25 protein-coding genes and 2 tRNA genes are annotated in these 25,570 nt (G+C 68.8%); 17 read left to right on the forward strand and 10 right to left on the reverse strand.

From position 1 onward, the window contains the following. Positions 1 to 11: 11 nt before the first annotated feature. From PL79_RS24215 to PL79_RS24225, 3 genes are read right to left on the reverse strand one after another with little or no spacing between them, the layout of a single operon-like run. Positions 12 to 419: a Rieske (2Fe-2S) protein gene (locus PL79_RS24215; RefSeq protein ID WP_044844781.1), complete on the reverse strand. Its 408-nt coding sequence runs from the start codon at positions 417 to 419 to the stop codon at positions 12 to 14. Continuing rightward, positions 416 to 1,075: an HAD-IA family hydrolase gene (locus PL79_RS24220; RefSeq protein WP_044844782.1), complete on the reverse strand. Its 660-nt coding sequence runs from the start codon at positions 1,073 to 1,075 to the stop codon at positions 416 to 418. Before PL79_RS24220 ends, PL79_RS24215 begins: the two co-directional genes overlap by 4 nt. Before the next feature lie 5 nt (positions 1,076 to 1,080). After that, positions 1,081 to 2,085 carry an RluA family pseudouridine synthase gene (locus PL79_RS24225; RefSeq protein ID WP_044844783.1) on the reverse strand — a complete coding sequence of 335 codons (1,005 nt, stop codon included), beginning with the start codon at positions 2,083 to 2,085 and terminating at the stop codon, positions 1,081 to 1,083. Between the two features lie 724 nt (positions 2,086 to 2,809). On the opposite strand from PL79_RS24225, the gene PL79_RS24235 reads away from it, so the two are divergent. The 6 genes from PL79_RS24235 (at position 2,810) to PL79_RS24260 (ending at position 10,042) form a co-directional block, all read left to right on the forward strand. Then, positions 2,810 to 5,962 carry an Rne/Rng family ribonuclease gene (locus tag PL79_RS24235; RefSeq protein WP_044844784.1) on the forward strand — a complete coding sequence of 1,051 codons (3,153 nt, stop codon included), beginning with the start codon at positions 2,810 to 2,812 and terminating at the stop codon, positions 5,960 to 5,962. Positions 5,963 to 6,093: 131 nt separating this feature from the next. Continuing rightward, the gene (moaA, locus tag PL79_RS24240) at positions 6,094 to 7,206 is read left to right on the forward strand and encodes a GTP 3',8-cyclase MoaA (protein ID WP_044844785.1); all 1,113 of its coding nucleotides are present in this window, start codon (positions 6,094 to 6,096) and stop codon (positions 7,204 to 7,206) included. Between the two features lie 28 nt (positions 7,207 to 7,234). Continuing rightward, positions 7,235 to 7,852 carry a molybdenum cofactor guanylyltransferase MobA gene (gene mobA / locus PL79_RS24245; protein ID WP_044844786.1) on the forward strand — a complete coding sequence of 206 codons (618 nt, stop codon included), beginning with the start codon at positions 7,235 to 7,237 and terminating at the stop codon, positions 7,850 to 7,852. A gap of 105 nt (positions 7,853 to 7,957) precedes the next feature. Next, entirely contained in the window at positions 7,958 to 9,247 is a 1,290-nt protein-coding gene (gene moeA / locus PL79_RS24250) for a molybdopterin molybdotransferase MoeA (RefSeq protein ID WP_044844787.1), read from the forward strand. Positions 9,248 to 9,284: 37 nt separating this feature from the next. Further along, a complete protein-coding gene (locus PL79_RS24255; protein ID WP_006476519.1) occupies positions 9,285 to 9,560 on the forward strand; it encodes a hypothetical protein in 276 nt (91 codons plus the stop codon). Next, positions 9,557 to 10,042 (forward strand): GNAT family N-acetyltransferase, encoded by a 486-nt coding sequence (locus PL79_RS24260; RefSeq protein ID WP_044844788.1) that lies wholly within the window; start codon positions 9,557 to 9,559, stop codon positions 10,040 to 10,042. Before PL79_RS24255 ends, PL79_RS24260 begins: the two co-directional genes overlap by 4 nt. Positions 10,043 to 10,146: 104 nt before the next feature. On the opposite strand, the gene PL79_RS24265 is transcribed toward PL79_RS24260, so the two are convergent. From PL79_RS24265 to pncB, 5 genes are all read right to left on the reverse strand, one after another. Continuing rightward, positions 10,147 to 11,625: a DNA recombination protein RmuC gene (locus PL79_RS24265; RefSeq protein ID WP_044844789.1), complete on the reverse strand. Its 1,479-nt coding sequence runs from the start codon at positions 11,623 to 11,625 to the stop codon at positions 10,147 to 10,149. Further along, entirely contained in the window at positions 11,622 to 12,611 is a 990-nt protein-coding gene (locus PL79_RS24270; RefSeq protein WP_044844856.1) for a 2-hydroxyacid dehydrogenase, read from the reverse strand. The genes PL79_RS24265 and PL79_RS24270 overlap by 4 nt, the downstream gene beginning before the upstream one ends. A gap of 81 nt (positions 12,612 to 12,692) precedes the next feature. After that, positions 12,693 to 14,123 (reverse strand): sodium:proton antiporter, encoded by a 1,431-nt coding sequence (locus tag PL79_RS24275; RefSeq protein ID WP_044844790.1) that lies wholly within the window; start codon positions 14,121 to 14,123, stop codon positions 12,693 to 12,695. Positions 14,124 to 14,175: 52 nt separating this feature from the next. After that, entirely contained in the window at positions 14,176 to 14,838 is a 663-nt protein-coding gene (locus tag PL79_RS24280; RefSeq protein WP_044844791.1) for a LutC/YkgG family protein, read from the reverse strand. 86 nt (positions 14,839 to 14,924) lie between these two features. Beyond that, complete coding sequence (gene pncB, locus PL79_RS24285) at positions 14,925 to 16,121, reverse strand: nicotinate phosphoribosyltransferase (RefSeq protein WP_044844792.1); 1,197 nt, start codon at positions 16,119 to 16,121, stop codon at positions 14,925 to 14,927. Between the two features lie 281 nt (positions 16,122 to 16,402). On the opposite strand from pncB, the gene fdxA reads away from it, so the two are divergent. The 8 genes from fdxA (at position 16,403) to PL79_RS24330 (ending at position 20,780) form a co-directional block, all read left to right on the forward strand. Beyond that, positions 16,403 to 16,726 carry a ferredoxin FdxA gene (gene fdxA, locus PL79_RS24295; RefSeq protein ID WP_011351384.1) on the forward strand — a complete coding sequence of 108 codons (324 nt, stop codon included), beginning with the start codon at positions 16,403 to 16,405 and terminating at the stop codon, positions 16,724 to 16,726. Between the two features lie 105 nt (positions 16,727 to 16,831). Then, a tRNA-Asn gene (locus PL79_RS24300) sits at positions 16,832 to 16,907 on the forward strand. A 75-nt stretch (positions 16,908 to 16,982) separates the two neighbouring features. Beyond that, positions 16,983 to 17,058: transfer RNA gene (locus PL79_RS24305), tRNA-Asn, on the forward strand. A 107-nt stretch (positions 17,059 to 17,165) separates the two neighbouring features. Continuing rightward, positions 17,166 to 17,651, forward strand: coding sequence for a CreA family protein (locus PL79_RS24310; protein WP_044844793.1), 486 nt, complete (start codon positions 17,166 to 17,168; stop codon positions 17,649 to 17,651). 61 nt (positions 17,652 to 17,712) lie between these two features. Next, positions 17,713 to 18,618: an AraC family transcriptional regulator gene (locus PL79_RS24315; protein WP_044844794.1), complete on the forward strand. Its 906-nt coding sequence runs from the start codon at positions 17,713 to 17,715 to the stop codon at positions 18,616 to 18,618. A gap of 117 nt (positions 18,619 to 18,735) precedes the next feature. After that, the gene (locus tag PL79_RS24320; protein ID WP_044844795.1) at positions 18,736 to 19,509 is read left to right on the forward strand and encodes an AzlC family ABC transporter permease; all 774 of its coding nucleotides are present in this window, start codon (positions 18,736 to 18,738) and stop codon (positions 19,507 to 19,509) included. Then, positions 19,506 to 19,844 carry an AzlD domain-containing protein gene (locus PL79_RS24325; protein WP_044844796.1) on the forward strand — a complete coding sequence of 113 codons (339 nt, stop codon included), beginning with the start codon at positions 19,506 to 19,508 and terminating at the stop codon, positions 19,842 to 19,844. Before PL79_RS24320 ends, PL79_RS24325 begins: the two co-directional genes overlap by 4 nt. 159 nt (positions 19,845 to 20,003) lie before the next feature. Further along, positions 20,004 to 20,780, forward strand: coding sequence for a DUF4088 family protein (locus PL79_RS24330; RefSeq protein ID WP_044844797.1), 777 nt, complete (start codon positions 20,004 to 20,006; stop codon positions 20,778 to 20,780). 117 nt (positions 20,781 to 20,897) lie between these two features. On the opposite strand, the gene PL79_RS24335 is transcribed toward PL79_RS24330, so the two are convergent. Continuing rightward, on the reverse strand, positions 20,898 to 21,308 hold the full coding sequence (locus PL79_RS24335; protein ID WP_044844798.1) for a hypothetical protein: 411 nt from the start codon (positions 21,306 to 21,308) through the stop codon (positions 20,898 to 20,900). A 280-nt stretch (positions 21,309 to 21,588) separates the two neighbouring features. On the opposite strand from PL79_RS24335, the gene PL79_RS24340 reads away from it, so the two are divergent. The 3 genes from PL79_RS24340 to fumC all read left to right on the forward strand — a co-directional run bounded on the left by PL79_RS24340 (position 21,589) and on the right by fumC (position 24,864). Next, positions 21,589 to 21,807, forward strand: a complete 219-nt coding sequence (locus PL79_RS24340) for an RNA-binding S4 domain-containing protein (RefSeq protein WP_006753074.1) — start codon at positions 21,589 to 21,591, stop codon at positions 21,805 to 21,807. A 129-nt stretch (positions 21,808 to 21,936) separates the two neighbouring features. Continuing rightward, positions 21,937 to 23,325, forward strand: coding sequence for a multidrug efflux MATE transporter NorM (gene norM / locus PL79_RS24345; protein ID WP_044844799.1), 1,389 nt, complete (start codon positions 21,937 to 21,939; stop codon positions 23,323 to 23,325). Between the two features lie 144 nt (positions 23,326 to 23,469). Continuing rightward, positions 23,470 to 24,864 (forward strand): class II fumarate hydratase, encoded by a 1,395-nt coding sequence (gene fumC / locus PL79_RS24350; protein ID WP_044844800.1) that lies wholly within the window; start codon positions 23,470 to 23,472, stop codon positions 24,862 to 24,864. A 57-nt stretch (positions 24,865 to 24,921) separates the two neighbouring features. Here fumC and PL79_RS24355 read toward each other — a convergent pair whose 3' ends face one another. Beyond that, positions 24,922 to 25,434, reverse strand: coding sequence for an acyl-CoA thioesterase (locus PL79_RS24355; RefSeq protein ID WP_014897688.1), 513 nt, complete (start codon positions 25,432 to 25,434; stop codon positions 24,922 to 24,924). Between the last annotated feature and the right edge of the window lie 136 nt (positions 25,435 to 25,570).

Genomic DNA, 25,570 nt, shown 5'->3' on the forward strand with positions numbered 1-25,570 from the left:
CAGTGGTGTCGTCAGTCGGTCGTGGCGGGAGGGGGAGCGGCGGGACCCAGGTCGGCATCCGGTACCCAGAATACCGCACGCCCGTCCGGCGTGTCGCGCTCGTCGACCTCGACCGGCCGCAGGCGGCCGCCGCGGCACGGGCCGCCGACGCACTTGCCGGTATCCGGCGCGTAGATCGCGCCGTGCGTCGCGCACATCAGGTACAGGCCCGACGACTCGAAGAACTGCCCTTCGGCCCAGTCGAGCTCCATCGGCACGTGCGCGCAGCGGTTCAGGTAGCCGTATGCACGGCCTTCGTAGCGCACGAAGAACACGACCGCCTGCTCGCCGCGCAGCGTCGCATCGACGCGCACGCCGGCACCGCCGTCGGCCAGCGCGTCCGATGCGCACACGCGCACGGCATCCGGCGCCGCGCTCATGCGTGCTCCCGCAGCCACGCGGCCAGTGCGCCGACGTCCGGCGCGACGAAGCGCGGTGTCAACGCGGCCAGCGCATCGGCCGTGTGCGCGCCGTACGCGACGCCGATGCCGGCCGCCCCCGCACTCGCGGCCATCTGCAGGTCGTGCGTGGTGTCGCCGATCATCACGGTACGCGCGAGATCCTGCCCCAATTCACGGGTCAGTTCGTGCAGCATTGCCGGATGCGGCTTCGAGAACGTTTCGTCGGCGCAGCGCGTCGCATCGAACAGGCTCGTGAGCTTCGACTGGTCGAGCACGCGGTTCAGCCCGACCCTGCCCTTGCCGGTCGCGACCGCGAGCAGGTAGCCGGTATCGCGCAATTCCGCGAGCAGTTCGCGCACGCCGGCGAACAGCTCGATGCGCTGATCGTCCAGGAGGTAGTGATAGCGGTAGCGTTCGGCCAGCCGCGGATAGTCGGACGGATCGAGGGTCGGAGCAGTAATCTGCAGTGCATCGCGCAGGCCGAGGCCGATGACGTAGCGGGACGCCTCGTCCGACGGCGTGGGCAGGCCGAGATCACGGCAGGCGGCCTGGATACTGTGCGCGATGTGCGCAGTCGAATCCATCAGCGTGCCGTCCCAGTCGAAGACGATCAGATCAAATTGCTGTCGGGCCATGCGAGTCAGGCGGTATCGCGCAGAGCGCTGAGTTGATCGAGGAAGCGCCGGCATTCGTCCGGCAGCGGCGCATCGAACTGCAGCGCCTCGCCGGTCAGCGGATGCGCGAGCTTGAGCCGGTGCGCATGCAGGAACATCCGCTTGAGCGACGGTTGCGCGTTCGCGCGCGCCAGCGCCTTGTTCAGTGCGAAATCGCCATACTTGGCGTCGCCGGCGATCGGCAGGCCGAGATGCGCGAGGTGCACCCGGATCTGATGGGTCCGACCCGTTTTGAGTTCCGCTTCAACCAGCGCGTAGTCCGGCCAGCGCTCGATCAGGTTGAACACCGTGTGCGACGGCAGGCCATCGTCCTGTACGCGCACGCGCCGCTCCCCTTCCGGGGTCGAATACTTGAACAGCGGGACCTTCACCACGCGACGGCGGCCCCAGTCGGGCTGCCATTCGCCGTGTCCGCACGCGAAGTAGCGCTTGTCCATCCGGTTCTCGCGGATCTGCTCGTGCAGGCCGACGAGCGCCGTGCGCTTCTTCGCGAGCATCAGGATCCCGGAGGTCTCGCGGTCGAGCCGGTGCACGAGTTCGAGGAATTTCGCGCGCGGGCGGGCCTGGCGCATCTGCTCGATCACGCCGAACGCGACGCCGCTGCCGCCGTGCACGGCGACGCCGGCCGGCTTGTTGATGACGAGCAGCGCGTCGTCTTCGTACAGCACCTCGAACTGCGCGGGCGGCACGATCGGCGTGTCGGCACGCGCGAGGTCGGCCGCCGCCACCCGCACGGGCGGCACGCGGACGAGGTCGCCGAACGCGAGACGGTACTGGGCGTCGACCCGACCCTTGTTCACGCGGACTTCGCCGCTGCGCAGGATCCGGTAAATATGGCTTTTGGGCACGCCTTTACAGACGCGCAACAGGAAGTTGTCGATCCGCTGACCGGCCGAGTTTTCGTCGATCTGGATCATCGATACCTGGCCGCTTGCGACTGAATTCTGGGATATTTTGCCTAACTCATTCATACTGAATATAATTTTGCCCAGCCTGACGTTGAGGGTGGCCTGACAGGCCGGTCCCGACGGAATCGGGCAAGGCGCAAGCGCAAACCGTTATTTTACTTGCGCCGGGGGTCTGCTGCTCGCCCCTAATCAAAGAGATGCAGCAAGTTGCACGCACGGCGCCGGCCGTCGGCAAGGATCGCGCCCACAGGCGGATTCGGTCGACCAGGCGCCGCGGTAACGGAAAGTTGGTTGAAAAGAATTTGATCGGCAGCCCGACGGCGCGAGGTGCGTCCGCAGGCTGCCGGTTGCGAAAATTACGGCGTTGCGCCCGATTTGGCCCCGCGAAGCGTGCGGGGCTTGGCGACGTCAAACCAGGGAAGTACACCCCAGGCGGGAAAGTCGGGCTGGATTCGATACTCCCCGCTGCGGCCCAAGCCGCAGCATCTGCCGCCCGTCGGCGCGCGCGACGCATTGCGCGCGCCCCGTGGCAGTGCCCCGGTCTCAGGCTTAGCGCGCTTTCGCAGCGTGCGGTGTGTGGACGCCGTGCTTTGAAGCCGTGTTCGCAGGTGCCCTATGGCCGCCGGCCCCGTCTTTCGGGCCCAAGCGCCTCTTCAGGCAATTCTCCCCGCCATCCTTCCCGCTCCAGCGTGCTTGTGACAACACAACAAGGCGCGGCCTGCCGTCGTTCCCGCCCTCGCGACTGACAACCGCGAGGCGCCGGCAGCAGAGCCGCCTGGAGTCGTTCATGAAACGCATGCTGTTCAATGCGACGCAGCAGGAGGAGCTGCGCGTCGCCATCGTCGATGGGCAGAAGCTCATCGACATCGACATCGAGACAGCCGGGCGCGAACAGCGCAAAGGCAATATCTACAAAGGTGTCATCACGCGCATCGAGCCGTCGCTCGAAGCGTGCTTCGTCAACTACGGCGAAGACCGCCACGGCTTCCTGCCGTTCAAGGAAGTCGCCCGCCAGTACTTCAAGGAAGGCATCGACATGCGCTCCGCGCGCATCCAGGATGCCCTGCGCGAAGGCCAGGAGCTGATCGTCCAGGTCGAGAAGGAAGAGCGCGGCAACAAGGGCGCCGCCCTCACGACCTTCATCTCGCTCGCCGGCCGCTACCTCGTGCTGATGCCGAACAATCCGCGCGGCGGCGGCGTGTCGCGCCGGATCGAAGGCGACGAGCGTCAGGAACTGCGCGAAACCATGGCGCAGCTGCAGATTCCGGACGGCATGAGCATGATCGCCCGCACCGCGGGCATCGGCCGCAGCGCCGAGGAACTGCAGTGGGACCTGAACTACCTGCTGCAGCTGTGGCGCGCGATCGAAGCGGCGTCGCAAAGCGGCAATGCCGGCCAGCCGATGCTGATCTATCTGGAATCGAGCCTCGTGATCCGCGCGATCCGGGACTATTTCCAGCCCGATATCGGCGAAATCCTGATCGACACGACCGAGATCTACGATCAGGCCCGTGCGTTCATGGACATCGTGATGCCGGACAACGTGTCGAAGGTGAAGCGCTACCACGACGACGTGCCGCTCTTCTCCCGCTTCCAGATCGAGCACCAGATCGAGACCGCGTACTCGCGCACGGTGCCGCTGCCGTCGGGCGGCGCGATCGTGATCGACCACACCGAGGCGCTCGTCGCGATCGACGTGAACTCGGCGCGTGCGACCAAGGGCGCGGACATCGAGGAAACGGCGACCCGCACGAACCTCGAGGCGGCCGACGAAGTGGCCCGCCAGCTGCGCCTGCGCGACCTCGGCGGCCTGATCGTCATCGACTTCATCGACATGGAGTCGGCGAAGAGCCAGCGCGAAGTCGAGCAACGCCTGAAGGACGCGCTCAAGCACGACCGTGCGCGCGTGCAGATGGGCAAGATCTCCCGCTTCGGCCTGATGGAACTGTCGCGCCAGCGCCTGCGTCCGGCCCTGTCGGAAGGCAGCCACGTGACGTGCCCGCGCTGTAACGGCACGGGCCACATCCGCGATACCGAATCGTCCGCGCTGCAAGTCCTGCGGATCATTCAGGAAGAAGCGATGAAGGAAAACACCGCGGCGATCCATTGCCAGGTGCCGGTCGAGGTGACCGCCTTCCTGCTCAACGAAAAGCGCCAGGAAATCAACAAGATCGAGTCGCGCTTCAAGGTCGGCATCGTGCTGATCCCGAACAAGCACCTCGATACGCCGCACTACAAGCTCGAGCGCCTGCGCCATGACGACGCGCGCCTCGACGATCCGCGCGCGTCCTGGAAGATGGCCGAGGAAGCCGCCCGCGAACTGGAGTCGGAAACCGGCTACAGCAAGCGCGCGGCCGACGTGAAGCCGAAGCAGGAAGCGGCGGTCAAGGGCATCACGCCCGAGCGTCCGGCGCCGAGCCCGGCACCGCAGCGCCCGGTCGAGCCGGTTGTGGCACCCGCACCGGTCGCCGCGGCGAGCGGCGGCTTCATCGGCTGGCTGAAGGGTCTGTTCGGCATGTCGCCGGCTCCGGCGCCCGCGCCGGTCGCACCGGCACCGGCCAAGGAACAGGCTGCCCGTCCGGCCCGCGAGCGGACCGAGAAGACCGAGCAGCGCGGCGGCGATCGCAACCGCAATCGTCGTGGCGGCGCCCAGCAGGCTCAGGGTGGTCGCGACCAGGCAGCGGCAGGCCGTGGCCAGTCGCAACGCCAGGAGCGCGAAGGCAAGGAAGCGCGCGAGCCGCGTGAACCGCGCGAGGGTCGCGAACCGCGTGAAGGCCGCGAGCCGCGCGAAAGCCGTGAAGGTCGTGAGGGCCGCGAAGGTCGCGAGGGCCGTGGCCCGCGCGAAGGCCGCGAACCGCGCGAGCCGCGTGAAAGCCGTGAGCCGCGCGAACCGCGCGAGAACCGCGAACCGCGCGAGCGCACCGAGCAGCCGGAAGCCGTCGAGGCAGCCGGCCGCGGCGAGCGCCAGGAACGCGGCGAACGTCGCGAGCGCGGTGAGCGCCGCAAGCCGACGCAACACGCGGCTACGCTCGAGACCGTCACCCGTGGCGAGAACCATCCGGAAGCGGAAGCCGACCAGGCCGCAGCCGTCGCCCTGCCGGGCGCCGATGTCGCAGCCGACGCGGAAGCCGGCGCACGTGACGGCGAGGAACGTCGTCGCCGCCGCCGCGGTCGCCGCGGCGGTCGTCGCGAGCGCGAGGACGAAGGCGCAGTCGTCGACCACGCCGAGCAAGGCGCGGACGGCGAAGCCGTGCAAGCTGTGACGACGGAAGCCCCGCGCGCGGTCGAGCCGGCCCATACGGCCGCACCGGTCGCCGTGGCAGCGGTCGCCGCAGCGGGCGCCGTGGCAGCCGAGGCCGCAGTCGAACAGCGTGCCGAAGCGGTCGAGCCGGCCGTGGTCGAGCCGCAACCGGCACCGGTTCGCGTCGAAGCGACGCCGGTCGCGCCGATCGAGCCCGCCCCGGTTGCACCGGTCGCCGAATCGGTACCGGTCGCGCCGGCCGCTGCTCCGGAAGCCGGCCCGGCACCGGTCGCGGTGTCGCCGACCGATGCGTTCGAAGTGCCGGCTGCCGTCGAAGCGCCGCAGTCCGCGCCCGTCGAGCAAGCCGCACCGGCACCGGTCGCCGCGGTTGAAGTCGCACCGGCACCGGTCGCCCCAGCACCGGTCGCGCCGGCAGCCGTCGAACCGGCCCCGGTCGAAGCCGTTGCCGCGCCCGCGCCGGCGCCGGTTGAACCGGCCGCTGCGCCCGCTTCGGCGAGCCTCGACGTCGTGCTGGAACAAGCCGGCCTCGTGTGGGTAAACACGGATGCCGACAAGTTCCGCGCTGCCCAGGAAGCCGCGTCGCGCCTGCCGCGTCCGGCCCGCGTGCCGCGCGAGCGCAAGGCGCTGCCGCCGGTCGATACGACCCCGATGCAGCAGGTCGAGACGTCGCACCATTAAGCGGCGCATCGCCCGACCAGGAAAAGCCCGCCTCCGGCGGGCTTTTTCATGTCCGCGCTGCGGGTTTCCGCCCACCGGCCCGGCCGGCCGCTTGCGGCTAAAATAGAAGACTGGCTCGCACTTCTTTCAACATGTCCCGACGCATCATTCCCCTCGCCGACGTCAGCGGGATGCCGGATATCTCCGGCGTCGCGCATACCCCTGACGGCGCCCTGGCCGACACGTTCGCCAGGCCGCTGCGCGACCTGCGCATCTCGGTGACGGATCGCTGCAACTTCCGTTGCGTGTACTGCATGCCGCGGGACGTGTTCGACAAGGACTACCCGTTCCTGCCGCACAGCGCCCTGCTCACGCACGAAGAGATCGAGCGCGTGGCACGGCTGTTCGTCGCACACGGCGTCGAAAAGATCCGGATCACCGGCGGCGAGCCGCTGCTGCGCAAGAACCTCGAATTCCTGATCGAGCGCCTCGCGCGCCTGACGACCCACGACGGCCGCCCGCTCGACCTGACGCTGACCACCAACGGTTCACTGCTCGCGCGCAAGGCGCGCGCGCTGAAGGATGCCGGCCTCACACGCGTGACGGTCAGCCTCGACGCGCTCGACGACACGCTGTTCAAGCGCATGAACGACGCCGACTTCGCGAGCGCCGACGTGCTCGACGGCATCTTCGCCGCGCAGGCCGCGGGCCTCGCGCCGGTCAAGGTCAACATGGTCGTGAAGCGCGGCACCAACGACGGCGAGATCCTGCCGATGGCCGAGCGCTTCCGCGGCACCGGCGTGATCCTGCGCTTCATCGAATACATGGACGTCGGCACGTCGAACGGCTGGAACATGACCGAAGTGCTGCCGTCCGCGGACGTCGTCGCACGGATCGCCGAGCAGTTCCCGCTCGTGCCGCTCGAGCCGCACACGGCGGCGGAAACCGCGCAGCGATGGGGCTACGCGGACGGCAGCGGCGAAATCGGCGTGATCTCGAGCGTCACGCAGGCATTCTGCGGCGACTGCACGCGCGCGCGGCTGTCGACCGAAGGCAAGCTGTACCTGTGCCTGTTCGCGTCGACCGGCCATGACCTGCGCGCACTGGTGCGCGGCGGCGCGAGCGACGCCGAGATCGCGACCGCGATCGCCCGGATCTGGCAGGCCCGCACCGACCGCTACTCGCAGCTGCGCGGCAGCGCGGCCGCCGACGCCGCGCCCGACGGCGCCGGCAAGCGCGTCGAAATGTCGTACATCGGCGGCTGACGCGCGCCGCCCGTCCCACTTTCCCGCGATGTCCGCTTCCGCCTCGCCTTCCATCACCGGCCTGCTGCTCGCGGGCGGGCGCGCGACGCGCATGGACGGTGCAGACAAGGGCCTGCAGCTGCTCGACGGTACGCCGCTCGCGCTGCACGTGCTGCGCCGGCTCGCACCGCAGGTCGACGAGACGCTGATCAGCGCGAATCGCAACGCCGCGCGCTACGCCGAACTCGGTGCGCCGTTCGACGCGCGCATCGTGCCGGACGAAACCCCCGATTTCCCCGGCCCGCTCGCGGGCCTGCTCGCCGGCATGCGCGCGGCGCGCGCACCGCTCGTCGTGTGCTCGCCGTGCGATACGCCCTATTTGCCGGCCGACCTCGTCGCGCGGCTGCACGCTGCGCTCGACGCGCGGCAGGCCGACATCGCGATGGCGGTGACCGTCGACGCGCACCACGCGCGTTCGCCGCAGCCGACCTTCGCGCTGCTGCGCGCGTCGCTCGCCGACGATCTCGCGGCCAGGCTCGCGGCCGGCGAGCGCAAGGTGCGTGCGTGGTACGCACGCCACAAGACGGTCGAAGTCGAGTTTCGCGACGAGCGTGCGTTTTACAATGCCAATTCCTGGCAGGAACTCGCCGCGCTTGCCCGCCGCTGACGGCACCGGCATCCGTTCCCGCCCGCCGCATGCGCCTTCGCGCTTCGGCGCCCTCCGCGCGCCACCGGCCACGAACCCGATACGCCTTGCGGCGCAGTCCGACTGATGATCACGCAATCCTCGCCCGCCTCCCGAACCGCACCCGATTCCGCGGCCCCGCTGTCGCTCGCCGATGCGCAGGCGCTCGCGTGCCGGTTCGCGGTGCCGGTCGACGCGTGCGAAACGGTGCCGCTGCATGACGCCCTCGACCGCGTGCTCGCGGCCGACGTGAATGCGCCGTTCGACATTCCCGCATACGACAACTCGGCGATGGACGGCTACGCATTCGACGGCAGCGCACTCGCGCTGGCAGCGGCCGCCGACATCGCGCTGACGGTCGCCGGCACGGCACTCGCCGGCCATCCGTTCGATGGGGCCGTGGTGCCCGGCACGTGCATCCGCATCATGACCGGCGCGGCGATGCCGGCCGGATGCGACACGGTCATTCCGCAGGAGCGCGTGCGCGTCGACGGCGACGTCATCCGCTTCGCCGCACACGAGGTCGCGCGCGGCGCAAACTGCCGCCGGGCCGGCGAGGATCTCGCGCGCGGCGCCTGCGCGCTTGCCGCCGGCCGCATCCTGCGCCCGTCCGATCTCGGCCTGCTCGCATCGTTCGGATTGCGCGAAGTCACGGTGCGCCGCCGCGTGCGCGTCGCCGTGTTCTCGACCGGCGACGAACTGCGCGAACCCGGCGAGCCGCTCGGCCGCGGCACGCTGTACGACAGCAATCGCGGGATGCTGGTCGCGATGCTCGAAAGGCTGCACATCGACGCACTCGATCTCGGGATCGTCCGCGACGATCCCGCCGCGCTCGAACGCGCATTGCACGATGCGATCGCCGCACAGGCCGACGCGGTGATCACGTCCGGCGGCGTATCGGTCGGCGAAGCCGATTTCACGCGCGACGTGATGGCGCGGCTCGGCGACGTGACCTTCGCGAGCCTCGCGCTGCGGCCCGGCCGGCCGCTCGCGTGCGGCACGCTCGCGCGCACGGGCGACGGCCATGTGCTGTTCTTCGGGTTGCCCGGCAATCCGGTCGCCTCCGCCGTGACGTTCTACGCGATCGTGCGCCCCGCGCTGCTGACGCTGGCCGGCGCGCACACGCCGCCGCCGGCGATGTACACGGCACGCAGCACGCAGGCGCTGAAAAAGCGTCCGGGCCGTACCGAATACCTGCGTGCGATCGCGACGCGCGCCGCCGACGGCCAGTGGGACGTCGCGCCGGCCGGTTCGCAGAGTTCCGCATCGCTGAGCGGCCTTGCGGCCGCCAACTGTTTCATCGTCCTGGGCCACGATTCCGCGGCAGTCGACGCGGGCGCCCCGGTCGACATCCTGCCGCTCGACGGCCTGATCTGAATTCCAATCGGTATATTTCTACGGGGGCAATCCGCACATGAAGAAACAAATCTCGTCGATCGCCGCGGGGCAGACCGCGAAGGCGCTGATCCTCGTCTACCTGACGTTCAGCGTGCCGATCGTGCTGCTCGGCATCCTGGTCGCGTACATCCGTTACGGGATGGTCGAACTGAGCACGATCCTGAGCGCGCTGCTGCTGAACGCGATCCTCGGTTTCGTACTGCTGTGGATCGCCTGCCACGCGTACAACTGGGTCGCGTCGCGCTTCGGCGGCATCGAGATCGTGCTGTCCGATCCGCCGGAGGAAGCGTGAGCGGCGCACCGCTGATCCGCGCGGCCGAAACGCGCGACGTCGGCGCGATCCTCGCGCTGATGCGCGAGCTGGCCGAGTTCGAAAAGCTCACGCACCTGTTCGTCGCGAGTGACGCCGACCTGGCCGACGCGCTGTTCGGCGAACGCCCCGCCGCCGAAGCGCTGGTGGCCGAGCGCGACGGCGCGATCGTCGCGTATGCGCTGTTCTTCCACAACTATTCGACGTTCCTCGGCCGTCGCGGGCTGTATCTCGAGGATCTGTACGTGCAGCCGTCGCAGCGCGGCACGGGCCTCGGCACCGCGATGCTGCAGCACCTCGCGGCACTCGCCGTCGAGCGCCGCTGCGCTCGCTTCGAATGGTCGGTGCTCGACTGGAACCAGCCGGCGATCGACTTCTACGAGAAGATGGGCGCGACCGTGCTGCCGGAGTGGCGCATCGTACGCGTCACCGGCGACGCACTGGACGCGCTCGCCGCACGCTGAACGCGCGCCGGCTACGCCGGTCGCCGTGTCAAAGGAAAACGGGCGCCGCGGCGCCCGTTTTTCGTTCCAGCCGGTTTCGGGCTGCGCGCATCATGCGGGATGCGTCATGCGTCGTCCGCATCGGCGCCGTCGGCGGCTTCCGCGCCGAGCAGCCCGGCCGCCGTCTCGCCCGGCAACGCCTCGACCTGTTTCAGCTTGCGGTTCATCACGCGGGTGCGCTGCTCGGCGGCCTCGATCGAACGCGTGACCGTCTCGAGCTGCGCCTTCGTGCGTGCGAGCACGTCGCCAAACTTGCCGAATTCGGTCTTCACCGCACCGAGCACCTGCCACACCTCGCTCGAGCGCTGCTCGATCGCGAGCGTGCGGAAGCCCATCTGCAGGCTGTTCAGCAACGCGGTCAGTGTGGTCGGCCCCGCCACCGTCACGCGATAGTCGCGCTGCAGCAGGTCGGTCAGCCCCGGGCGGCGCAGGATCTCCGCATAAAGCCCCTCGGTCGGCAGGAACAGCAGCGCGAAATCGGTCGTATGCGGGGGTGCGACGTACTTCTCGGCGATCGTACGCGCCTCCATCCGCACGCGCGCCTCGAGCGCACGGGCCGCCTCCTCGACCGCCACCGAATCGGCGCGCTCCTGCGCATCGATCAGCCGCTCGTAGTCCTCACGCGGAAACTTCGCGTCGATCGGCAGCCACACCGGCGGCGCGTCGCGCGTGCCGGCTTCGCGGCCCGGCAGCCGGATCGCGAATTCGACGCGTTCGCTGCTCTTCGGCACCGTCGCGACGTTCTTCGCATACTGATCGGGCGTGAGCATCTGTTCGAGCAACGCTTCGAGCTGCACCTCGCCCCAGGTGCCGCGCGTCTTCACGTTGGTCAGCACCTTCTTCAGGTCGCCGACGCCGGCCGCGAGCGTCTGCATCTCGCCGAGCCCGCGGTGCACCTGCTCGAGCCGATCCGACACGAGCTTGAACGATTCGCCCAGCCGCTGCTCCAGCGTCGCATGCAGCTTCTCGTCGACGGTGCGGCGCATCTCCTCGAGCTTCGCCGCGTTGTTCGTCTCGATTTCCTTCAATCGCTGTTCGAGCGTCGCGCGCACTTCGCCGATCCGGCGATCGTTGGCCTCGGTCAGTTGCGTGAGCTGCCGGTTCAGCGTGTCGCCGAACAGCCGCAGCGCGACCGTCTGCTCTTCGCGCGCCTGCTGCGCCTGGCGCTGCACGCTCTCGCGCATCGCGTCGAACTGCTGCGCGTTGCCCGCGACCAGCTTGCCGAGCTGTTGCGCGAAACCGTCGATCTGGTTGTTCTGCACGGTCGCGATGCTCGTCAGCTGCGTCGCGAGCGTCTGCTGAAGCTGCGAGAAACTGCCGGCCAGCTCGGTGCGCGAACCGCGCGCGTTCTCGACGATCTCGCCGCGCAGCTCGCGTTCGAGCCGCTCGACCGCGAGCGCCTGCGCGTGCGCGGCGTCCTCGATCTGGTCGCCGAGCACGGCCGCGTCGTCGTGGCGGCCGCCGCCGCGCACGATCGCGACGATCGCCACCGCCAGCGCGACGGCCAGCACGACGACCGCCGCCAGCAACAACATCGTCGTCATGCGCGCGGCTTCCCGATCACGTCAGGGTTGATCGGATTCGGCGGCTGCCCCGCGCGCGGCCCTTCGCCCAGCGCGGCGATCAGGTTGTCGGCCGCGAGGTTCGCCATCGCGCGGCGCGTCTTTTCGGTCGCGCTCGCGATATGCGGCGTCAGCACGACGTTCGGCACCTCGAGCAGCGCCGGGTGCACGCTCGGCTCGCCTTCGAACACGTCGAGGCCGGCCGCGGCGATCGTCCCGTCGCGCAGCGCGACGGCCAGCGCCGCGTCATCGACGATGCCGCCGCGCGCGATGTTGGTCAGCGTCGCGGTGGGCTTCATCTTCGCGAGTTCGGCCGCGCCGATCGTGTGATGGTTCTCCTTCGTGTACGGCAGCACCAGCACGACGTGATCGGCGCGCGCCAGCAGCGCATCCTTCGACACGTATTCGGCGTTCAGCTCGGCCTCGATCTCGGGCGCGACCCGCGACCGGTTGTGATAGATCACCTGCATCCCGAAGCCGCGCGCGCGGCGCGCGAGCGCCTGGCCGATGCGCCCCATGCCGATGACGCCCAGCGTCGAGCCGTAAATGTCGCCGCCGAGGAAACCGTCGTACGCCCACTTCTGCCAGTGCCCGGCGCGCAGCCAGTGCTCGGATTCGGCGATCCGGCGCGCGGCGGCCATCATCAGCGCCCAGCCGAAATCCGCGGTCGACTCGTTCAGCACGTCGGGCGTGTTGGTGCCGAGCACGTTCGCCGCGTTGAACGCGGCCATGTCGAAGTTGTTGTAGCCGACCGCCATGTTCGACACGACGCGCAGGCGCGGCGCCGCCGCGAGCGCCGCCGCGCCGACCGGGTCGCCCGCCGTCAGCGCGCCGTCCTTGTCCGCGAGACGCGCGGCGAGCGCATCGGGGGCGAGCGCGTCGCCGTTGTTCCAGTCGACTTCGAAATACTGCTCAAGCCGTTCGATCACGTCCGGAAAGATCGGACGTGCGACGAGGATCTTCTGCATCGCCATCTCCGCATGCCGCGGCCGGAACGCGGCGCATCGTGCGCCGCCGGAACCGTCCGCGCTTGGTTGAAAATCGTCAGCCTACGCCGGGAAGAAGATCCACGACGTCAGCAGGAATACGGGTACCAGGATCACGAGCGCCCAACCGAGATACGCGAAGAAGCTCGGCATCTTCACGCCGCGCGATTCCGCGATCGCCTTCACCATGAAGTTCGGCGCGTTGCCGATGTAGCTGTTCGCGCCCATGAACACGGCCCCCGCGGAGATCGCGGCGAGCGTCGTCGCGCCCGCCGTCATCAGCGCTTGCGCGTCGCCGCCCGCGAGGTTGAAGAACACGAGGTAGGTCGGCGCGTTGTCGAGGAACGACGACAACAGGCCGGTGGCCCAGAAGTACATCGCATCGATCGGCTTGCCGTCCGACCCCGTCACGAGATGGACGATCTGCGCGAACGCACCGTCCGCCCCCGCGCGCAGGATCACGATCACCGGCGCGATCGTCACGAAGATCCCCGCGAACAGCTTCGCGACCTCCTCGATCGGCGCCCAGTTGAACGCGTTGCCTTCGCGCGCGGAGCGCGGCGTCAGCGCCAGCGACGCGAGTGCCACGACAACCAGCGCGACGTCGCGCACGAGATTCTGCAGCGCGACGTGCGTGCCCCACACGTCGAACGCGATGCCCGGCTTCCAGATGCCGCTCATCAGCACGAGGCCGATCACGGCCGCGAGCAGCACGAAGTTGACCTTGCCGTCGATCGACAGCGCGCCATCGTCGGGTGTCGGGTCGAGCACGACCGGCCGCTCCTCGCCGCCCTTCCGGTAGAAGTACGTATCGAGCACGAAGAACAGCGTCAGCAGCACCGCGCAGATGAACAGCATCGGCAGCGCGAGATGCGTGGTCGTCCAGAAGAAGCTCACGCCGTTCAGGAAGCCGAGGAACAGCGGCGGATCGCCGAGCGGCGACAGCGAGCCGCCCGCGTTCGCGACGAGGAAGATGAAGAAGATCACGACGTGCACGACGTGCTTGCGATTGTCGTTCGCGCGCAGCAGCGGCCGGATCAGCAGCATCGCGGCGCCTGTCGTGCCCATCACGCTCGCGAGCAGCGTGCCGAGCGCGAGGATCGCGGTGTTCAGCTTCGGCGTGCCGTGCAGGTTGCCGTTGACGCAAATGCCGCCGGCGACCGTATACAGCGCGGTCAGCAGCACGATGAACGGGATGTACTCCTCGAGCAGCGCGTGCACCAGCGTTCCGAACGCCGTGCCCGCGCCGAACGCGACCGCGAACGGGACCAGAAACGCGATCGCCCACGCCGCGGCGATCTTGCCGAAGTGGTGATGCCAGAACACCGGCGCGACGAGCGGGAACACCGCGATGGACAGCAGGACCCCGGCGAACGGAATGCCCCAGAGTGCGGACAGCGTGGCACCGTCGAGCGTGGCGGCCGATGCGAGCGCGGGAACGGCGCCAAGCGCGGCTCCCGACGCCATGCCCGCCCAGGCGGCATGTCGTTTCATGCAGAACTTCCTTGTGCGAGTGAGTCGAGTGAGGATCGATCGGACGCGATCGTCATGCACCGCGCACGACGATCGCGTGAACGCGGTACGGGCCGTGTGCGCCCAGCACGATGGTCTGCTCGATATCGCCGGTGCGCGACGGGCCCGATACGAAATTGACCGCGCGCGGCAATTCGCCGCGCTCCGCGCGAATCAGCGCGAATGCGTCTTCATGGCCCGCGACGATCCGCGACGCCGGCACGATCGCGATGTGGGTTTCCGGCAGCAGCCCGGCCGATGCATAGGTGTCGGGGCCGGACAGCAGCACCAGCGAGCCCGTTTCGGCGGTGGCGCAAAAGCAGCCGGTGAGGCCGACGAGGTCGCCGTCGCGCGGCTTGCGGCATTCGACCGACAGGCCGGCGCCGGCCCAGTCGAGCTCGGCCAGCGTGCGCCATGCGACGGCCTGCATCGGCAAGCCGTGAGCGGAAAGATAGCGGGCAGCGGCGGCGGGCGCGTCGGCCAGCGTCGCGACTTCGTCGACCGTCGTCGACAGGCGCGCCGCTTCATCGACGAATGCGGCGACGAGGTCGGCCGGCATCGGCGGGCGCGGCCCCTCGGGATGGCGGGCAAGATAGTCGGCGACGCCGTCGAGCTCCGCTGCATCGGGCTCGGGCGCACGTCCTTGCGCCGCGCGAATGCGTGCGAGGATCTGGCGACGGGCAGCGGAAGTGTCCATGAACGGTCCTCGTGACGTTGGCGTGCGATACCGTCGGATTATACCGGCCGCCCCCGCCGCGACGCACCTGGCCGCATGGCCGGCGCTTACTGCGATGCGTCGTCGGCCGGCTGCGCGATGCCGAACACCTGGCGCAGGTACGCGAGATACGCCTTGTCGTCGCACATGCTCTTGCCCGGCGTATCCGACAGCTTCGCGACCGGCTGGCCGTTGCAGCGGACCATCTTGATCACGATCTGCAGCGGCACGTAGCCGAGATCGTTCGTGAGGTTGGTGCCGACGCCGAACGCGAGCTTGCAGCGGCCGCGGAACCGTTCGTACAGCTGCATGACCCTCGGGATGTCGAGCGCGTCCGAGAACACGAGCACCTTGGTACGCGGATCGCAGCGGTTCGCCTCGTAGTGGCGCAGCATGCGCTCGCCCCACTCGAACGGGTCGCCCGAATCGTGGCGCGCGCCATCGAACAGCTTGCAGAAGTACATGTCGAAGTCGTTCAGGAACGCGTCCATCCCGTAGACGTCCGACAGCGCGATCCCGAGGTCGCCGCGATACTCCTTTGCCCACATCTCGAAACCGTAGGTCTGCGAATCGCGCAGCCGCGGGCCGAGCGCCTGGCAGGCCTGCAGGTATTCGTGCGCCATCGTGCCGAGCGGCGTCAGGCCGTGCTTCATCGCGTAGAACACGTTGCTCGTGCCCGCGAACTGCGGTCCGAGCCCGTCGCGCAGCGTCAGCGCGACCTCTTCGTGCCAGACCTTCGAGAAGCGCCGGCGCGTGCCGTAGTCGGCGATCTTGCAGTCGGCGAACTCGGGCTTCGCGCCGAGCAGCTTGATCTTCTCGCCCAGCCGCTCGCGGCCTTCGCGATAGTCGGGCTCGCGCTGCGTGTTGCGGAAATAGACCTCGTTGACGATCGCGAGCACCGGGATCTCGAACAGGATCGTGTGCAGCCACGGCCCTTCGATCACGATGTCGATCTCGCCGTTGCCCTTCGGCGAAGGCGTGATCGAGATGTACTTCTCGTTCAGGTGGAACAGCGCGAGGAAGTCGACGAAGTCGCTCTTGATGAAGCGCATGCGCCGCAGGTAGTCGAGTTCTTCGTCGGTGAAGCGCAGCGCACACAGGCCGCGCACCTCGTCGCGGATCTCGTCGATGTACGGCACGAGATCGACGCCGGGCGTGCGACACCGGAACCGGTACTCGACGTTTGCGGCAGGAAAGTGATGCAGGACGACCTGCATCATCGTGAACTTGTAGAGATCCGTGTCGAGCAGCGAAGTGATGATCATGTTTGCGGCACCGCCAATATCGTGACAGGCCCGGCGCACCGCGCGCCGCCCGGTCTGTCGGCCATGTTACCCGAATGCGGGCCCGACCATCGTGAAACCACCCTGCCCGACGCGCCGGGCGCACGGCCGCACGCGCCGCGCCCGCCGCCAGCCCCATAAACTAATCACGAAACGATATAAGCCGGAAAGCCGACCACGCCATGCGGGTTTTGCGCTTCAGTTACAATGCCGCTTTTGGCGCACACGCCACCCCATATATACCGCCAAGCAGGAGCGTTTTAATGACTCACGTTGTGACCGAAGGCTGCATCAAGTGCAAATACACGGATTGCGTGGATGTGTGCCCGGTGGATTGCTTCCGTGAAGGTCCCAACTTTCTCGCCATCGATCCGGACGAGTGCATCGACTGCGCCGTGTGCGTCGCCGAGTGCCCGACCAATGCGATCTATGCCGAAGAAGACGTTCCGGGCGACCAGCAGCAGTTCACCGCGCTGAACGCCGAGCTGGCGAAGGACTGGCCGTCGATCACGAAGACCAAGCCGGCACCGGCCGACGCGGACGAGTGGAAGGACGTGCAGGACAAGCTGCACCTGCTCGAGCGCTGATCGCGCAGCGGCGCCGGAAAAAATTTTTGGTGCGCCGCCGCTCAAAAGTGTTGACAGGTTAGCGAACACTCCATACAATCTCGTTTCTCTGCTGTTGTTGTTTGTTCCCCGATAGCTCAGTCGGTAGAGCGCCGGACTGTTAATCCGTAGGTCCCTGGTTCGAGCCCAGGTCGGGGAGCCAAAAAAACAAAAGCCCGTTGAAAGTGGACGGGTTTTTTGTTGGTTACCGAACACGCAAGCAGATGTACCGATTTATTCCCCGATAGCTCAGTCGGTAGAGCGCCGGACTGTTAATCCGTAGGTCCCTGGTTCGAGCCCAGGTCGGGGAGCCAGACAGCGAAAGGCCCGTCATTCGACGGGCCTTTTGTTTTTCCGGCGCCCGCCGGTCACCGCCGCGCATGCTAGAGTTTCTGTCCCGCATTCGCATCCGGTTCCGTCGATGAAGCACCGCCTCCTTTCCGCCGCGTCGCTCGCCCTTCTGCTCTCCGCCTTTGCCACCGCGCCGCTCGCGCACGCGGAGGAAGTCGGCAGCGTCAACACCCATTTCCGCGTGACGGGCTCCGACCGCGTGGTCGTCGAAGCGTACGACGATCCGCTCGTGACGGGCGTCACCTGCTACGTGTCGCGGGCGCGCACCGGCGGGATCAAGGGCACGCTCGGCGTCGCCGAGGATCCGAGCGAAGCGTCGATCGCGTGCCGGCAAGTCGGCCCGCTCAGCTTCAAGGAGCCGCTCAAGCAGCAGACCGACGTGTTCAGCGAACGGATGTCGTTCATCTTCAAGACGCTGCACGTCGTGCGCGTGGTGGACAAGAAGCGCAACACGCTCGTCTACCTGACCTACAGCGACCGCATCGTCAGCGGCAGCCCGAAGAACGCCGTGACCGCCGTGCCGATGCCGGCCGGCACGACGATTCCGGTCAAGTAAGCCCGCGCCGGCCGGGCGCGCGAGCGCTACACTGTCGATTCGACCGCCCTCGCGCCCGACCATGTCCGCCCCCCGCCTTCTTCCGGACTCCGCACGTTACTGGCGCACGCCGCTGCTGCCGGACGCGGATCTGCTCACCGCCACCTATCGCGACCATACGTTCGCGCCGCACTGGCACGACGCGTACACGATCCCCGTGATCCTCGAGGGGGCGGAGCGCTACACCTGTCGCGGCAGCGGCCATGTCGCCGAAACGGGCACCGTGCCCGTGATCAATCCCGGCGAAGTGCACACCGGCTCGCGCGCGACCGACGAAGGCTGGTGCTATCGCGTGAGCTACGTGCCGGTCGACTACATTCGCGCGCTCGCGAGCGCGATCGCGGGGCGGCCGCAGGATGCGCCATGGTTCCCGTCCGACGTGATCCGCGACACGGATCTCGCGGCACGGCTCGCGCTGGCCCACCGGATGATGGAGGCCGGCAGCGAACGCATGCCGCCGTTCCACCCCCACGAGCAGCCGGCCGCCAATGATCCGGCCGCCGCGGCACAGCGCGCGTACGATCCGCTCGCCGCCGAAACGGCGATGCTCGATGCGCTGTCGACACTGATCGCGCGCCATGCCGACGCGCGGCTGCAACCGGCGGCGCTCGCGGCCGACGAACCGCGCGTCGACGCGATGCGCGAGCGGCTCGCCGCCGATCTCACGGGCACGGTCACGCTTGACGACGTCGCGCAGGCCGCCGGCCTGTCGCCGTTTCACGCGGCGCGCCTGTTCACGCGCACGACCGGGATGCCGCCACATGCGTGGCGCAACCAGCTGCGGCTGCAGCGCGCGCTTGCGCCGTTGCGCGCGGGCGTGCCGATCGCCGATGTCGCCGCGGCCAGCGGCTTCGTCGACCAGAGTCACTTCACGCGGCATTTCAAACGAATGTTCGGCGTGCCGCCCGGACGCTGGCAGGCGCGCTGACGCCGCTCCCTGCATTCGACGACGGACGGCAACCCGCACGCACGCAGCGCCGTCGGCACCCGTGCGGGCGCAAGAACATACAAGCCGCCGCTGCATCGCCCCGCTATCCTCCATTTCATGGAGACGCGCCCCTTGAACCCCACACCCACACCTACGCCCCCGCCTCGCCGCCCGCTCAACGAATGGCTCGACGGCGCACGCGACACGATCCCGATGATGATCGGCGCGGCACCGTTCGGCGTGATCTTCGGCACGCTCGTCGGCGGCGGCCCGCTCGCCGCATGGCACGGCGCGCTGATGTCGCTCGCGGTGTTCGCGGGCTCCGCGCAATTCATCGCACTCGGCCTGATCGCGGGCAGCGCGAGCTTCGTCGTCGTGCTCGCGACGACGCTGATCGTGAACCTGCGTCACCTGCTGTACAGCGCGACGCTCGCGCCGTATGTCGCGCACCTGCCGCTGCGCTGGCGCGCGACGCTCGGCGCGCTGATGACCGACGAGGTGTTCGCGGTCGCCTACGCGCACTACCGCCACTTCCCGCCCGGCGCGATCGGCCCGCACTACTTCTTCGGCTCGGGCCTCGCGATGTACCTGAACTGGCAGGTCTGGACGCTCGCGGGCATCGGCTTCGGCGCGGCCTTTCCGGGCCTCCAGTCGCTCGGCCTCGATTTCGCGATGGCGGCGACCTTCATCGCGATCGTCGTCCCGCAGCTCGGCACGCTGCGCTATCTGGCGGCCGCCGCGACGGCCGGCACGCTCGCGTACTTCTGGCAGGGCTGGCCGTACAAGCTCGGGCTGCTGGGCGCGGTCGCCGCCGGCGTCGTGGTCGGCGTCGCGCTCACGCTGCTGCACGAGCGTTCGCGCACCGCTTCACGCACGGAGGCCGCATCGTGAGCTACGCGCTGCTGATCCTCGGGATGGCCGTGATCACCTATGCGATCCGGACGACGCTGTTCCTGTTCGGCGAGCGGCTGACCTTCCCGCCGCTCGTGCGAACCGCGCTCGGCTTCGTGCCCGTCACCGTGCTGACCGCGATCATCGTGCCGATGACCGTCTCGCCGCACGGCGGCACGGCCGAGCTGACCTGGCGCAATCCGCAGCTGGTCGGCGCGCTCGCCGCCGTGCTCGTGTCGGCGACGACACGCCGGCCGCTCGTGACGATCGCGGTCGGGCTCGCGGTGTTCTTCTTCTGGCAAGGGGTCGTGATGCCGCACTGGCTGCCGGCCTGAGCGGACCTCGCCGGCCGCGCTCAAGTTTCCGTCCGGCGCGCCGATATAGGAAGTGAAGACCCGCCATCGGCCTCGGCGCGAACCGGTCCGTCGACGCCGCGCCCGCACCGGTGCGCGATGTCGGCCGCCGGCCCGCGCGGGCCGCCATCGAGACGATTCATGGGCCAGATCACCCTTTCCCTCAAGGACGATACGCTTGCGTCCCTGCGCAAGGACTACGACGCGTTCGTGCGCGTGTCGCTGAAACTCGACCCGCAGTTCGCGACGCCGTCGTTCGAGGATTTCCTGCGCGCCAAGCTGCTCGACAACATGGTGCCGCTGACCGAGCACGCCGTGCAGCGGATGCTCGAGGGCGGCCAGTACGCGTGGGCGAAGCGCACGCTCGACAAGGAATTCCCGGACGTCGTCGCGATCCTGATGCGGCAGGCCGGCGAATTCGGCTTCGGCTTCGCGTCGCGCTCCGAATGGACGCCCGACGAGCTTGCGAAGGCGTGCCGCGACTGGGCCAAGGCGATCGTCGCCGAAGCGCAGGGCGATGCGTCGCTGGTCGATCCGCTCGCGGCGCAGATCAAGAGCGCGGTCCACGACATCCAGGCGCTCGAGGAATCGATGCAGACGCCCGCGTGGCGGCTCGCGGAATCGCTGCGCCAGCGCATCTACGAGGCGAAGCTCGCGTGCGAGATGAGCGTCGGCAGCGCCGCGCGCGACAAGCTCGGCGAACTGCGCGGCCTGCTGCGGCTCGGGCTCGCGCACGGCTCGTTCCAGAAACAGGAAGCGCAGCAGATCATGGAATACCTGCGGCTGCTGAAGCCCGAGATCTTCGTCGACGAGCCATACGACGTATTCACGCGGCTCGCCGCGTGGCTGCGCAGCGTATTTACCCCGTCCGCGGCACGACCGGCGCACGGACCGGGGCCGGAGCAGCGCCGGCCGTGACGGCCCGCGTCCACGCATGAAGAACGGCCCGGTTCGCGCGAAGCGAACCGGGCCGCCGGTCGATCGCCGTCACGACGCGCCGTCCGGGGCGAGCGTCGTGCGACGTCGGGGTGCCGCTTACTGCGCGACGCCCGAGGCCGATGCACCGCCCTGCACGCCGGCCGACGCACTGCCTTCGACCGCTTCGTCGCCCACCTTCGACTTCGCCGAGCCGGCGTGATGCTTGGCCGACTTCGCCGCATGCTTCGCGTGCTTCTTGGTCGAGTGGACCGACGACGCCGCCGTATCCTTCGCGCCGTCGGCTGCCGCGCCAACCGCATCGGTTGCGCCGCCGACCGCGTTGCCCGACGCATTCGCGCCGGCACCACCCTGCATACCCGCGTCTGCGCCTGCCCCCGCTGCCGGCGCCTGCGTCTGCACGCCGGCGCCTGCGGTGCCCTGCGCCGCGACGCCGGTCTGCGCGAATGCGGCCGAAGTGGCGAACGCCGTCAGCGCGGCACCGATCAGCATCGTACGAATCTTGGACATGACAATCCTCCTCAAGAAGTTGTGGGCGCGGAGCGCATCGATACGCTCCGTCGCGTCCCCTGCCGCGACACGCAGCAGGTACGATGAAAGACCCGCGGGCGGCACGGCCGGTTCTCGAATCTCTCAGACTGTTACCCACCGTTTCATTTGCTGACGAATCGCTCACAGTCCTTAACAGCTACGGGGCGCAAACATGCGCGCGCGGCCGCACTCGCGCGCGGGCCCGCGGTGCCGTATGATGCGGGGCGATTCCTCCCGCGCATCGCGCGCCTCCTTCGTCATGCCCAACCTGGATTTCACGCTGACCGGCGAATACGTCGAGCTGCACAACCTTCTCAAGATCACCGGCCTCGCCGACAGCGGCGGCACCGCGAAGATGTTCGTCGCGTCCGGCGCGGTGAAAGTCGACGGCGTGGTCGAACTGCGCAAGACCTGCAAGATCCGCGCGGGCCAGGTCGTGCTGTTCGGCGATACGCGGATCGCGGTTCACGACGCATAGCGGTTCCCCCTGACCGTGACATGGCCATCGGCGCGCGCGTTCGACACCGTTCGAATAAAGCCGTAAGCTAGCCGTCTCTCAAAATAAATACAGACAGCGCGGGCCCGCACCCGCGCGAGCGCCCATTCCATGTCGCATTCCGGTCTTACGCGGACGGCCGCCGCGCCGCCGTCGCTGTCCAGTCATGCCGCCGATACCGCGCGCCTCGCCGCGCCGCTCGCGATCGCACAACTCTCGCAAATGGCGATGAGCGTCACCGACACGGTGCTGCTCGGCTCGCTCGGCCCCGATTCACTCGCGGCCGGCGGCCTCGGCGCGAACTTCTTCTTCGTCATCGTGACCGTGCTGCAGGGTGTGCTGTCGTCGGTCAGCGTGAGCGTCGCGCATGCGCGCGGCGCGCAGGCGGAACACCGCGTGCCGCACATCTACTGGACCGGCTTCGTGCTGTCCGTGCTGCTCGCGATTCCGGCGATCGTCGCGCTGTCGCTGTCCGAACCGATCCTGCTGATGTTCCACGAGCCGCCCACGCTCGCGCGTCACGTCGGCGAGTACACCGGCATCCTGCGGTTCGCGGCGCTCGGCAGCCTGATCGGCGTCGGGCTGATGCGCGCCTTCCTGCCGGCGATCGGCGCCGCACGGCGGCTGCTGTGGGTGTCGATCGGCGGGGTCGGCGTGAACGGCGTGCTGAACTACGGGCTGATCCACGGCGCATTCGGCTTGCCGCGGCTCGGCTTCCTCGGCTCGGCGGTCGCGACGACCATCACCATCTGGCTCACCGCGCTCGCGCTGATCTGGCTGCTGCACGGCCGCCAGCGGTTCCGCCATTTCGTGACCGCCGCCCGCCCGAAACTGCCGATGATGGGCGAGCTGATCGGCATCGGCTGGCCGGTGGCGATCACGTACGGGGTCGAATCGACGCTGTTTCTCGCCACGGGCCTGACCATCGGCGTGCTCGGCGCGACGTCGCTTGCCGCGCACCAGATCGCGCTGAACGTCGCGTCGGTGGCGTTCATGGTGCCGCTCGCGATCGGCCAGGCCGCCAACGTGCGGGTCGGCTACTGGGTCGGCGCCGGCCAGCCGGTCGCCGCGCGGCATGCGGGCTTCGTCGCGCTCGGCCTCGGCGTCGCGTTCATGTCGCTGTCGGGGCTCGTGCTGATCGTCGTGCCGCATGCGATCGTCGGCCTGTACCTCCAGCTCGACGATCCGGCCAACGCGGCGACCGTGTCGCTGGCGGCGTCGCTCCTCGGCATTGCCGCGGTGTTCCAGATCGTCGACGGCATGCAGACCGTCGGCTCGGGCGCGCTGCGCGGACTGCGCGATACGCGCATCCCGATGCTCGCGGCGACCCTCGGCTACTGGGGCATCGGCTTCCCGACCGGTTACTGGCTGGCATTCCATGCAGGCCTCGGCGCACGCGGCCTGTGGTGGGGGCTCGCGGCCGGCCTCGCGAGCGTCGCCGCGCTGATGGCCTGGCGCTTCCATCTGAAGAGCGCATCGCTCGTCGCATCGAGCCGCTGAGCGCGACGACACGACGCAAAATCGCGGCCGGCGCTATGCTTGTCGGTTGAAGACCCAACACGTCGCGCCAGCGGCGCGACTGCCTCACGATACGCCAGACGCCGCGCGACGCGCGGCCTTTCCCCTTCCCAAGAGGAGTGCATCATGAACGAAGCAGTTCGGATGGAACGCGACACGTTCGGCGAGATCGCCGTGCCGGCCAACCGGCTCTGGGGCGCGCAGACGGAACGCTCGCTGCAAAATTTCCGGATCTCGACGGAGAAGCAGTCGCCCGAGCTGATCCACGCGCTCGCGATCGTCAAGCGCGCCGCGGCCGCCGTGAACCAGTCGCTCGGCGTGCTGGCCGACGACAAGGCGCGCGCGATCATCGACGCGGCCGACGAGATCATCGCGGGCAAGCATCCGCGCGAATTCCCGCTCGCGGTGTGGCAGACGGGCTCCGGCACGCAGACCAACATGAACCTCAACGAGGTGATCGCGAACCGGGCGAGCGAGCTGCTCGGCGGCGAGCGCGGCGAAGCACGCAAGGTGCACCCGAACGACGACGTGAACCGCGGCCAGTCGTCGAACGACGTGTTCCCGACCGCGATGCACGTCGCGGCCGCGTACGCGATCGTCAACCATCTGCTGCCCGCGCTGCGCACGCTGCGCGCGACGCTCGACGCGAAGTCGAAGGCCTTCGCCGATATCGTGAAGATCGGCCGCACGCACCTGCAGGACGCGACGCCGCTCACGCTCGGGCAGGAATTTTCCGGTTACGTCGCGCAGCTCGACCAGGGCATTCGGCACGTCGAATCGGCGCTGCCGCACCTGTACGAACTCGCGCTCGGCGGTACCGCCGTCGGCACCGGGCTGAACGCGCATCCGGAGTTCGCTGTGCGCGTCGCCGACGAGATCGGCCGGCTGACGACGCTGCCGTTCGTGACCGCGCCGAGCAAGTTCGAGGTGATGGCGGCCGCCGACGCGCTGGTGTTCGCGCACGGCGCGCTGAAGACGGTCGCGGCCGGCCTGATGAAGATCGCCAACGACGTCCGCTGGCTCGCGAGCGGGCCGCGCTGCGGGCTCGGCGAACTGTCGATTCCGGAAAACGAGCCGGGCAGCTCGATCATGCCGGGCAAGGTGAACCCGACGCAGTCGGAAGCCGTGACGATGCTGTGCTGCCAGGTGTTCGGCAACGACGTCGCGGTGAACGTCGGCGGCGCGAGCGGCAATTTCGAGTTGAACGTGTTCCGGCCGATGATCGCGCACAACGTGCTGCAATCGGTGCGGCTGCTCGCCGACGGCGCGCAGAGCTTCAACGACCACTGCGCGGCGGGCATCGAGCCGAACCGCGCGCGCATCGATCTGCTGCTGAACGAATCGCTGATGCTCGTGACGGCGCTCAACCCGCATATCGGCTACGACAAGGCCGCGCAGATCGCGAAGAAGGCGCACAAGGAAGGCACGACGCTGAAGGCCGCCGCGCTTGCGCTCGGCTACCTGACCGAGGCGGAATTCGACGCGTGGGTGCGCCCCGAGGAAATGATCGGATCGCGGTAATCGCGGGGGCGACGCGATGATGCGACGGGCGCGGCGCGAACGCCGCGCCCGTTGTCGTCAGACGGTGCCCTTCGCCACTTCCTCGGGCTTCATCTCGACGATCTTGTCGAGCGCGGCGCGCACGTCGGCCGCATACTTCGCGAGCACCTTCTGCTCGTCGGTCTCGGGCACGAACGGCGGCACCGGCACCGGGTTGCCGTTCTCGTCGACCGCGACGAACACGACGAGGCAGTCGGTCGTCTGGCGCAGCACGCCGCCCTTCGGATCGCCGGCGTGCACGGACACATGGATGTGCATGCTGGTGCGGCCCGTCGCGACGACGCGCGCCTTCAGCTCGACCAGGTTGCCGACGAGGATCGGACGCTGGAAGCGGATGTTGCCGACGCTGACCGTCACGCAATAGCGGCTCGACCAGACCGCCGCGCACGCATACGCGACCTCGTCGATCCACTTCATCAGCGCGCCGCCATGCACCTTGCCGCCGAAGTTCACGGACGACGGCTCGGCGAGGAAGCGGAATACGGTTTCGGTGCGGTCGAGGGCGGCCGGTACGGGGGATGGTTGGGACATCGTGGTAGCTCCAGGCGGCGGGGGTACGGCAATCGGCGCATTATACGTTGCACTGCGGCAACACGTCGCAGCGCCCGCCGCACGGCCGGCCGCGGCCGTGCGCCGAGCCGGCATCGGCACCGGCGATCGACGTCCG

It is taken from the genome of Burkholderia sp. USMB20 (assembly GCF_000949135.2).
Lineage (GTDB): Bacteria > Pseudomonadota > Gammaproteobacteria > Burkholderiales > Burkholderiaceae > Burkholderia.

Coding starts and splice junctions, on each gene's coding strand:
- PL79_RS24215 (WP_044844781.1), bottom strand. CDS start 419: ATGAGCGCGGCGCCGGATGCCGTGCGCGTGTGCGCATCGGACGCGCTG.
- PL79_RS24220 (WP_044844782.1), bottom strand. CDS start 1,075: ATGGCCCGACAGCAATTTGATCTGATCGTCTTCGACTGGGACGGCACG.
- PL79_RS24225 (WP_044844783.1), bottom strand. CDS start 2,085: ATGAATGAGTTAGGCAAAATATCCCAGAATTCAGTCGCAAGCGGCCAG.
- PL79_RS24235 (WP_044844784.1), top strand. CDS start 2,810: ATGAAACGCATGCTGTTCAATGCGACGCAGCAGGAGGAGCTGCGCGTC.
- moaA (WP_044844785.1), top strand. CDS start 6,094: ATGTCCCGACGCATCATTCCCCTCGCCGACGTCAGCGGGATGCCGGAT.
- mobA (WP_044844786.1), top strand. CDS start 7,235: ATGTCCGCTTCCGCCTCGCCTTCCATCACCGGCCTGCTGCTCGCGGGC.
- moeA (WP_044844787.1), top strand. CDS start 7,958: ATGATCACGCAATCCTCGCCCGCCTCCCGAACCGCACCCGATTCCGCG.
- PL79_RS24255 (WP_006476519.1), top strand. CDS start 9,285: ATGAAGAAACAAATCTCGTCGATCGCCGCGGGGCAGACCGCGAAGGCG.
- PL79_RS24265 (WP_044844789.1), bottom strand. CDS start 11,625: ATGACGACGATGTTGTTGCTGGCGGCGGTCGTCGTGCTGGCCGTCGCG.
- PL79_RS24270 (WP_044844856.1), bottom strand. CDS start 12,611: ATGCAGAAGATCCTCGTCGCACGTCCGATCTTTCCGGACGTGATCGAA.
- PL79_RS24275 (WP_044844790.1), bottom strand. CDS start 14,123: ATGAAACGACATGCCGCCTGGGCGGGCATGGCGTCGGGAGCCGCGCTT.
- PL79_RS24280 (WP_044844791.1), bottom strand. CDS start 14,838: ATGGACACTTCCGCTGCCCGTCGCCAGATCCTCGCACGCATTCGCGCG.
- pncB (WP_044844792.1), bottom strand. CDS start 16,121: ATGATCATCACTTCGCTGCTCGACACGGATCTCTACAAGTTCACGATG.
- fdxA (WP_011351384.1), top strand. CDS start 16,403: ATGACTCACGTTGTGACCGAAGGCTGCATCAAGTGCAAATACACGGAT.
- PL79_RS24310 (WP_044844793.1), top strand. CDS start 17,166: ATGAAGCACCGCCTCCTTTCCGCCGCGTCGCTCGCCCTTCTGCTCTCC.
- PL79_RS24315 (WP_044844794.1), top strand. CDS start 17,713: ATGTCCGCCCCCCGCCTTCTTCCGGACTCCGCACGTTACTGGCGCACG.
- PL79_RS24320 (WP_044844795.1), top strand. CDS start 18,736: ATGGAGACGCGCCCCTTGAACCCCACACCCACACCTACGCCCCCGCCT.
- PL79_RS24330 (WP_044844797.1), top strand. CDS start 20,004: ATGGGCCAGATCACCCTTTCCCTCAAGGACGATACGCTTGCGTCCCTG.
- PL79_RS24335 (WP_044844798.1), bottom strand. CDS start 21,308: ATGTCCAAGATTCGTACGATGCTGATCGGTGCCGCGCTGACGGCGTTC.
- PL79_RS24340 (WP_006753074.1), top strand. CDS start 21,589: ATGCCCAACCTGGATTTCACGCTGACCGGCGAATACGTCGAGCTGCAC.
- norM (WP_044844799.1), top strand. CDS start 21,937: ATGTCGCATTCCGGTCTTACGCGGACGGCCGCCGCGCCGCCGTCGCTG.
- fumC (WP_044844800.1), top strand. CDS start 23,470: ATGAACGAAGCAGTTCGGATGGAACGCGACACGTTCGGCGAGATCGCC.
- PL79_RS24355 (WP_014897688.1), bottom strand. CDS start 25,434: ATGTCCCAACCATCCCCCGTACCGGCCGCCCTCGACCGCACCGAAACC.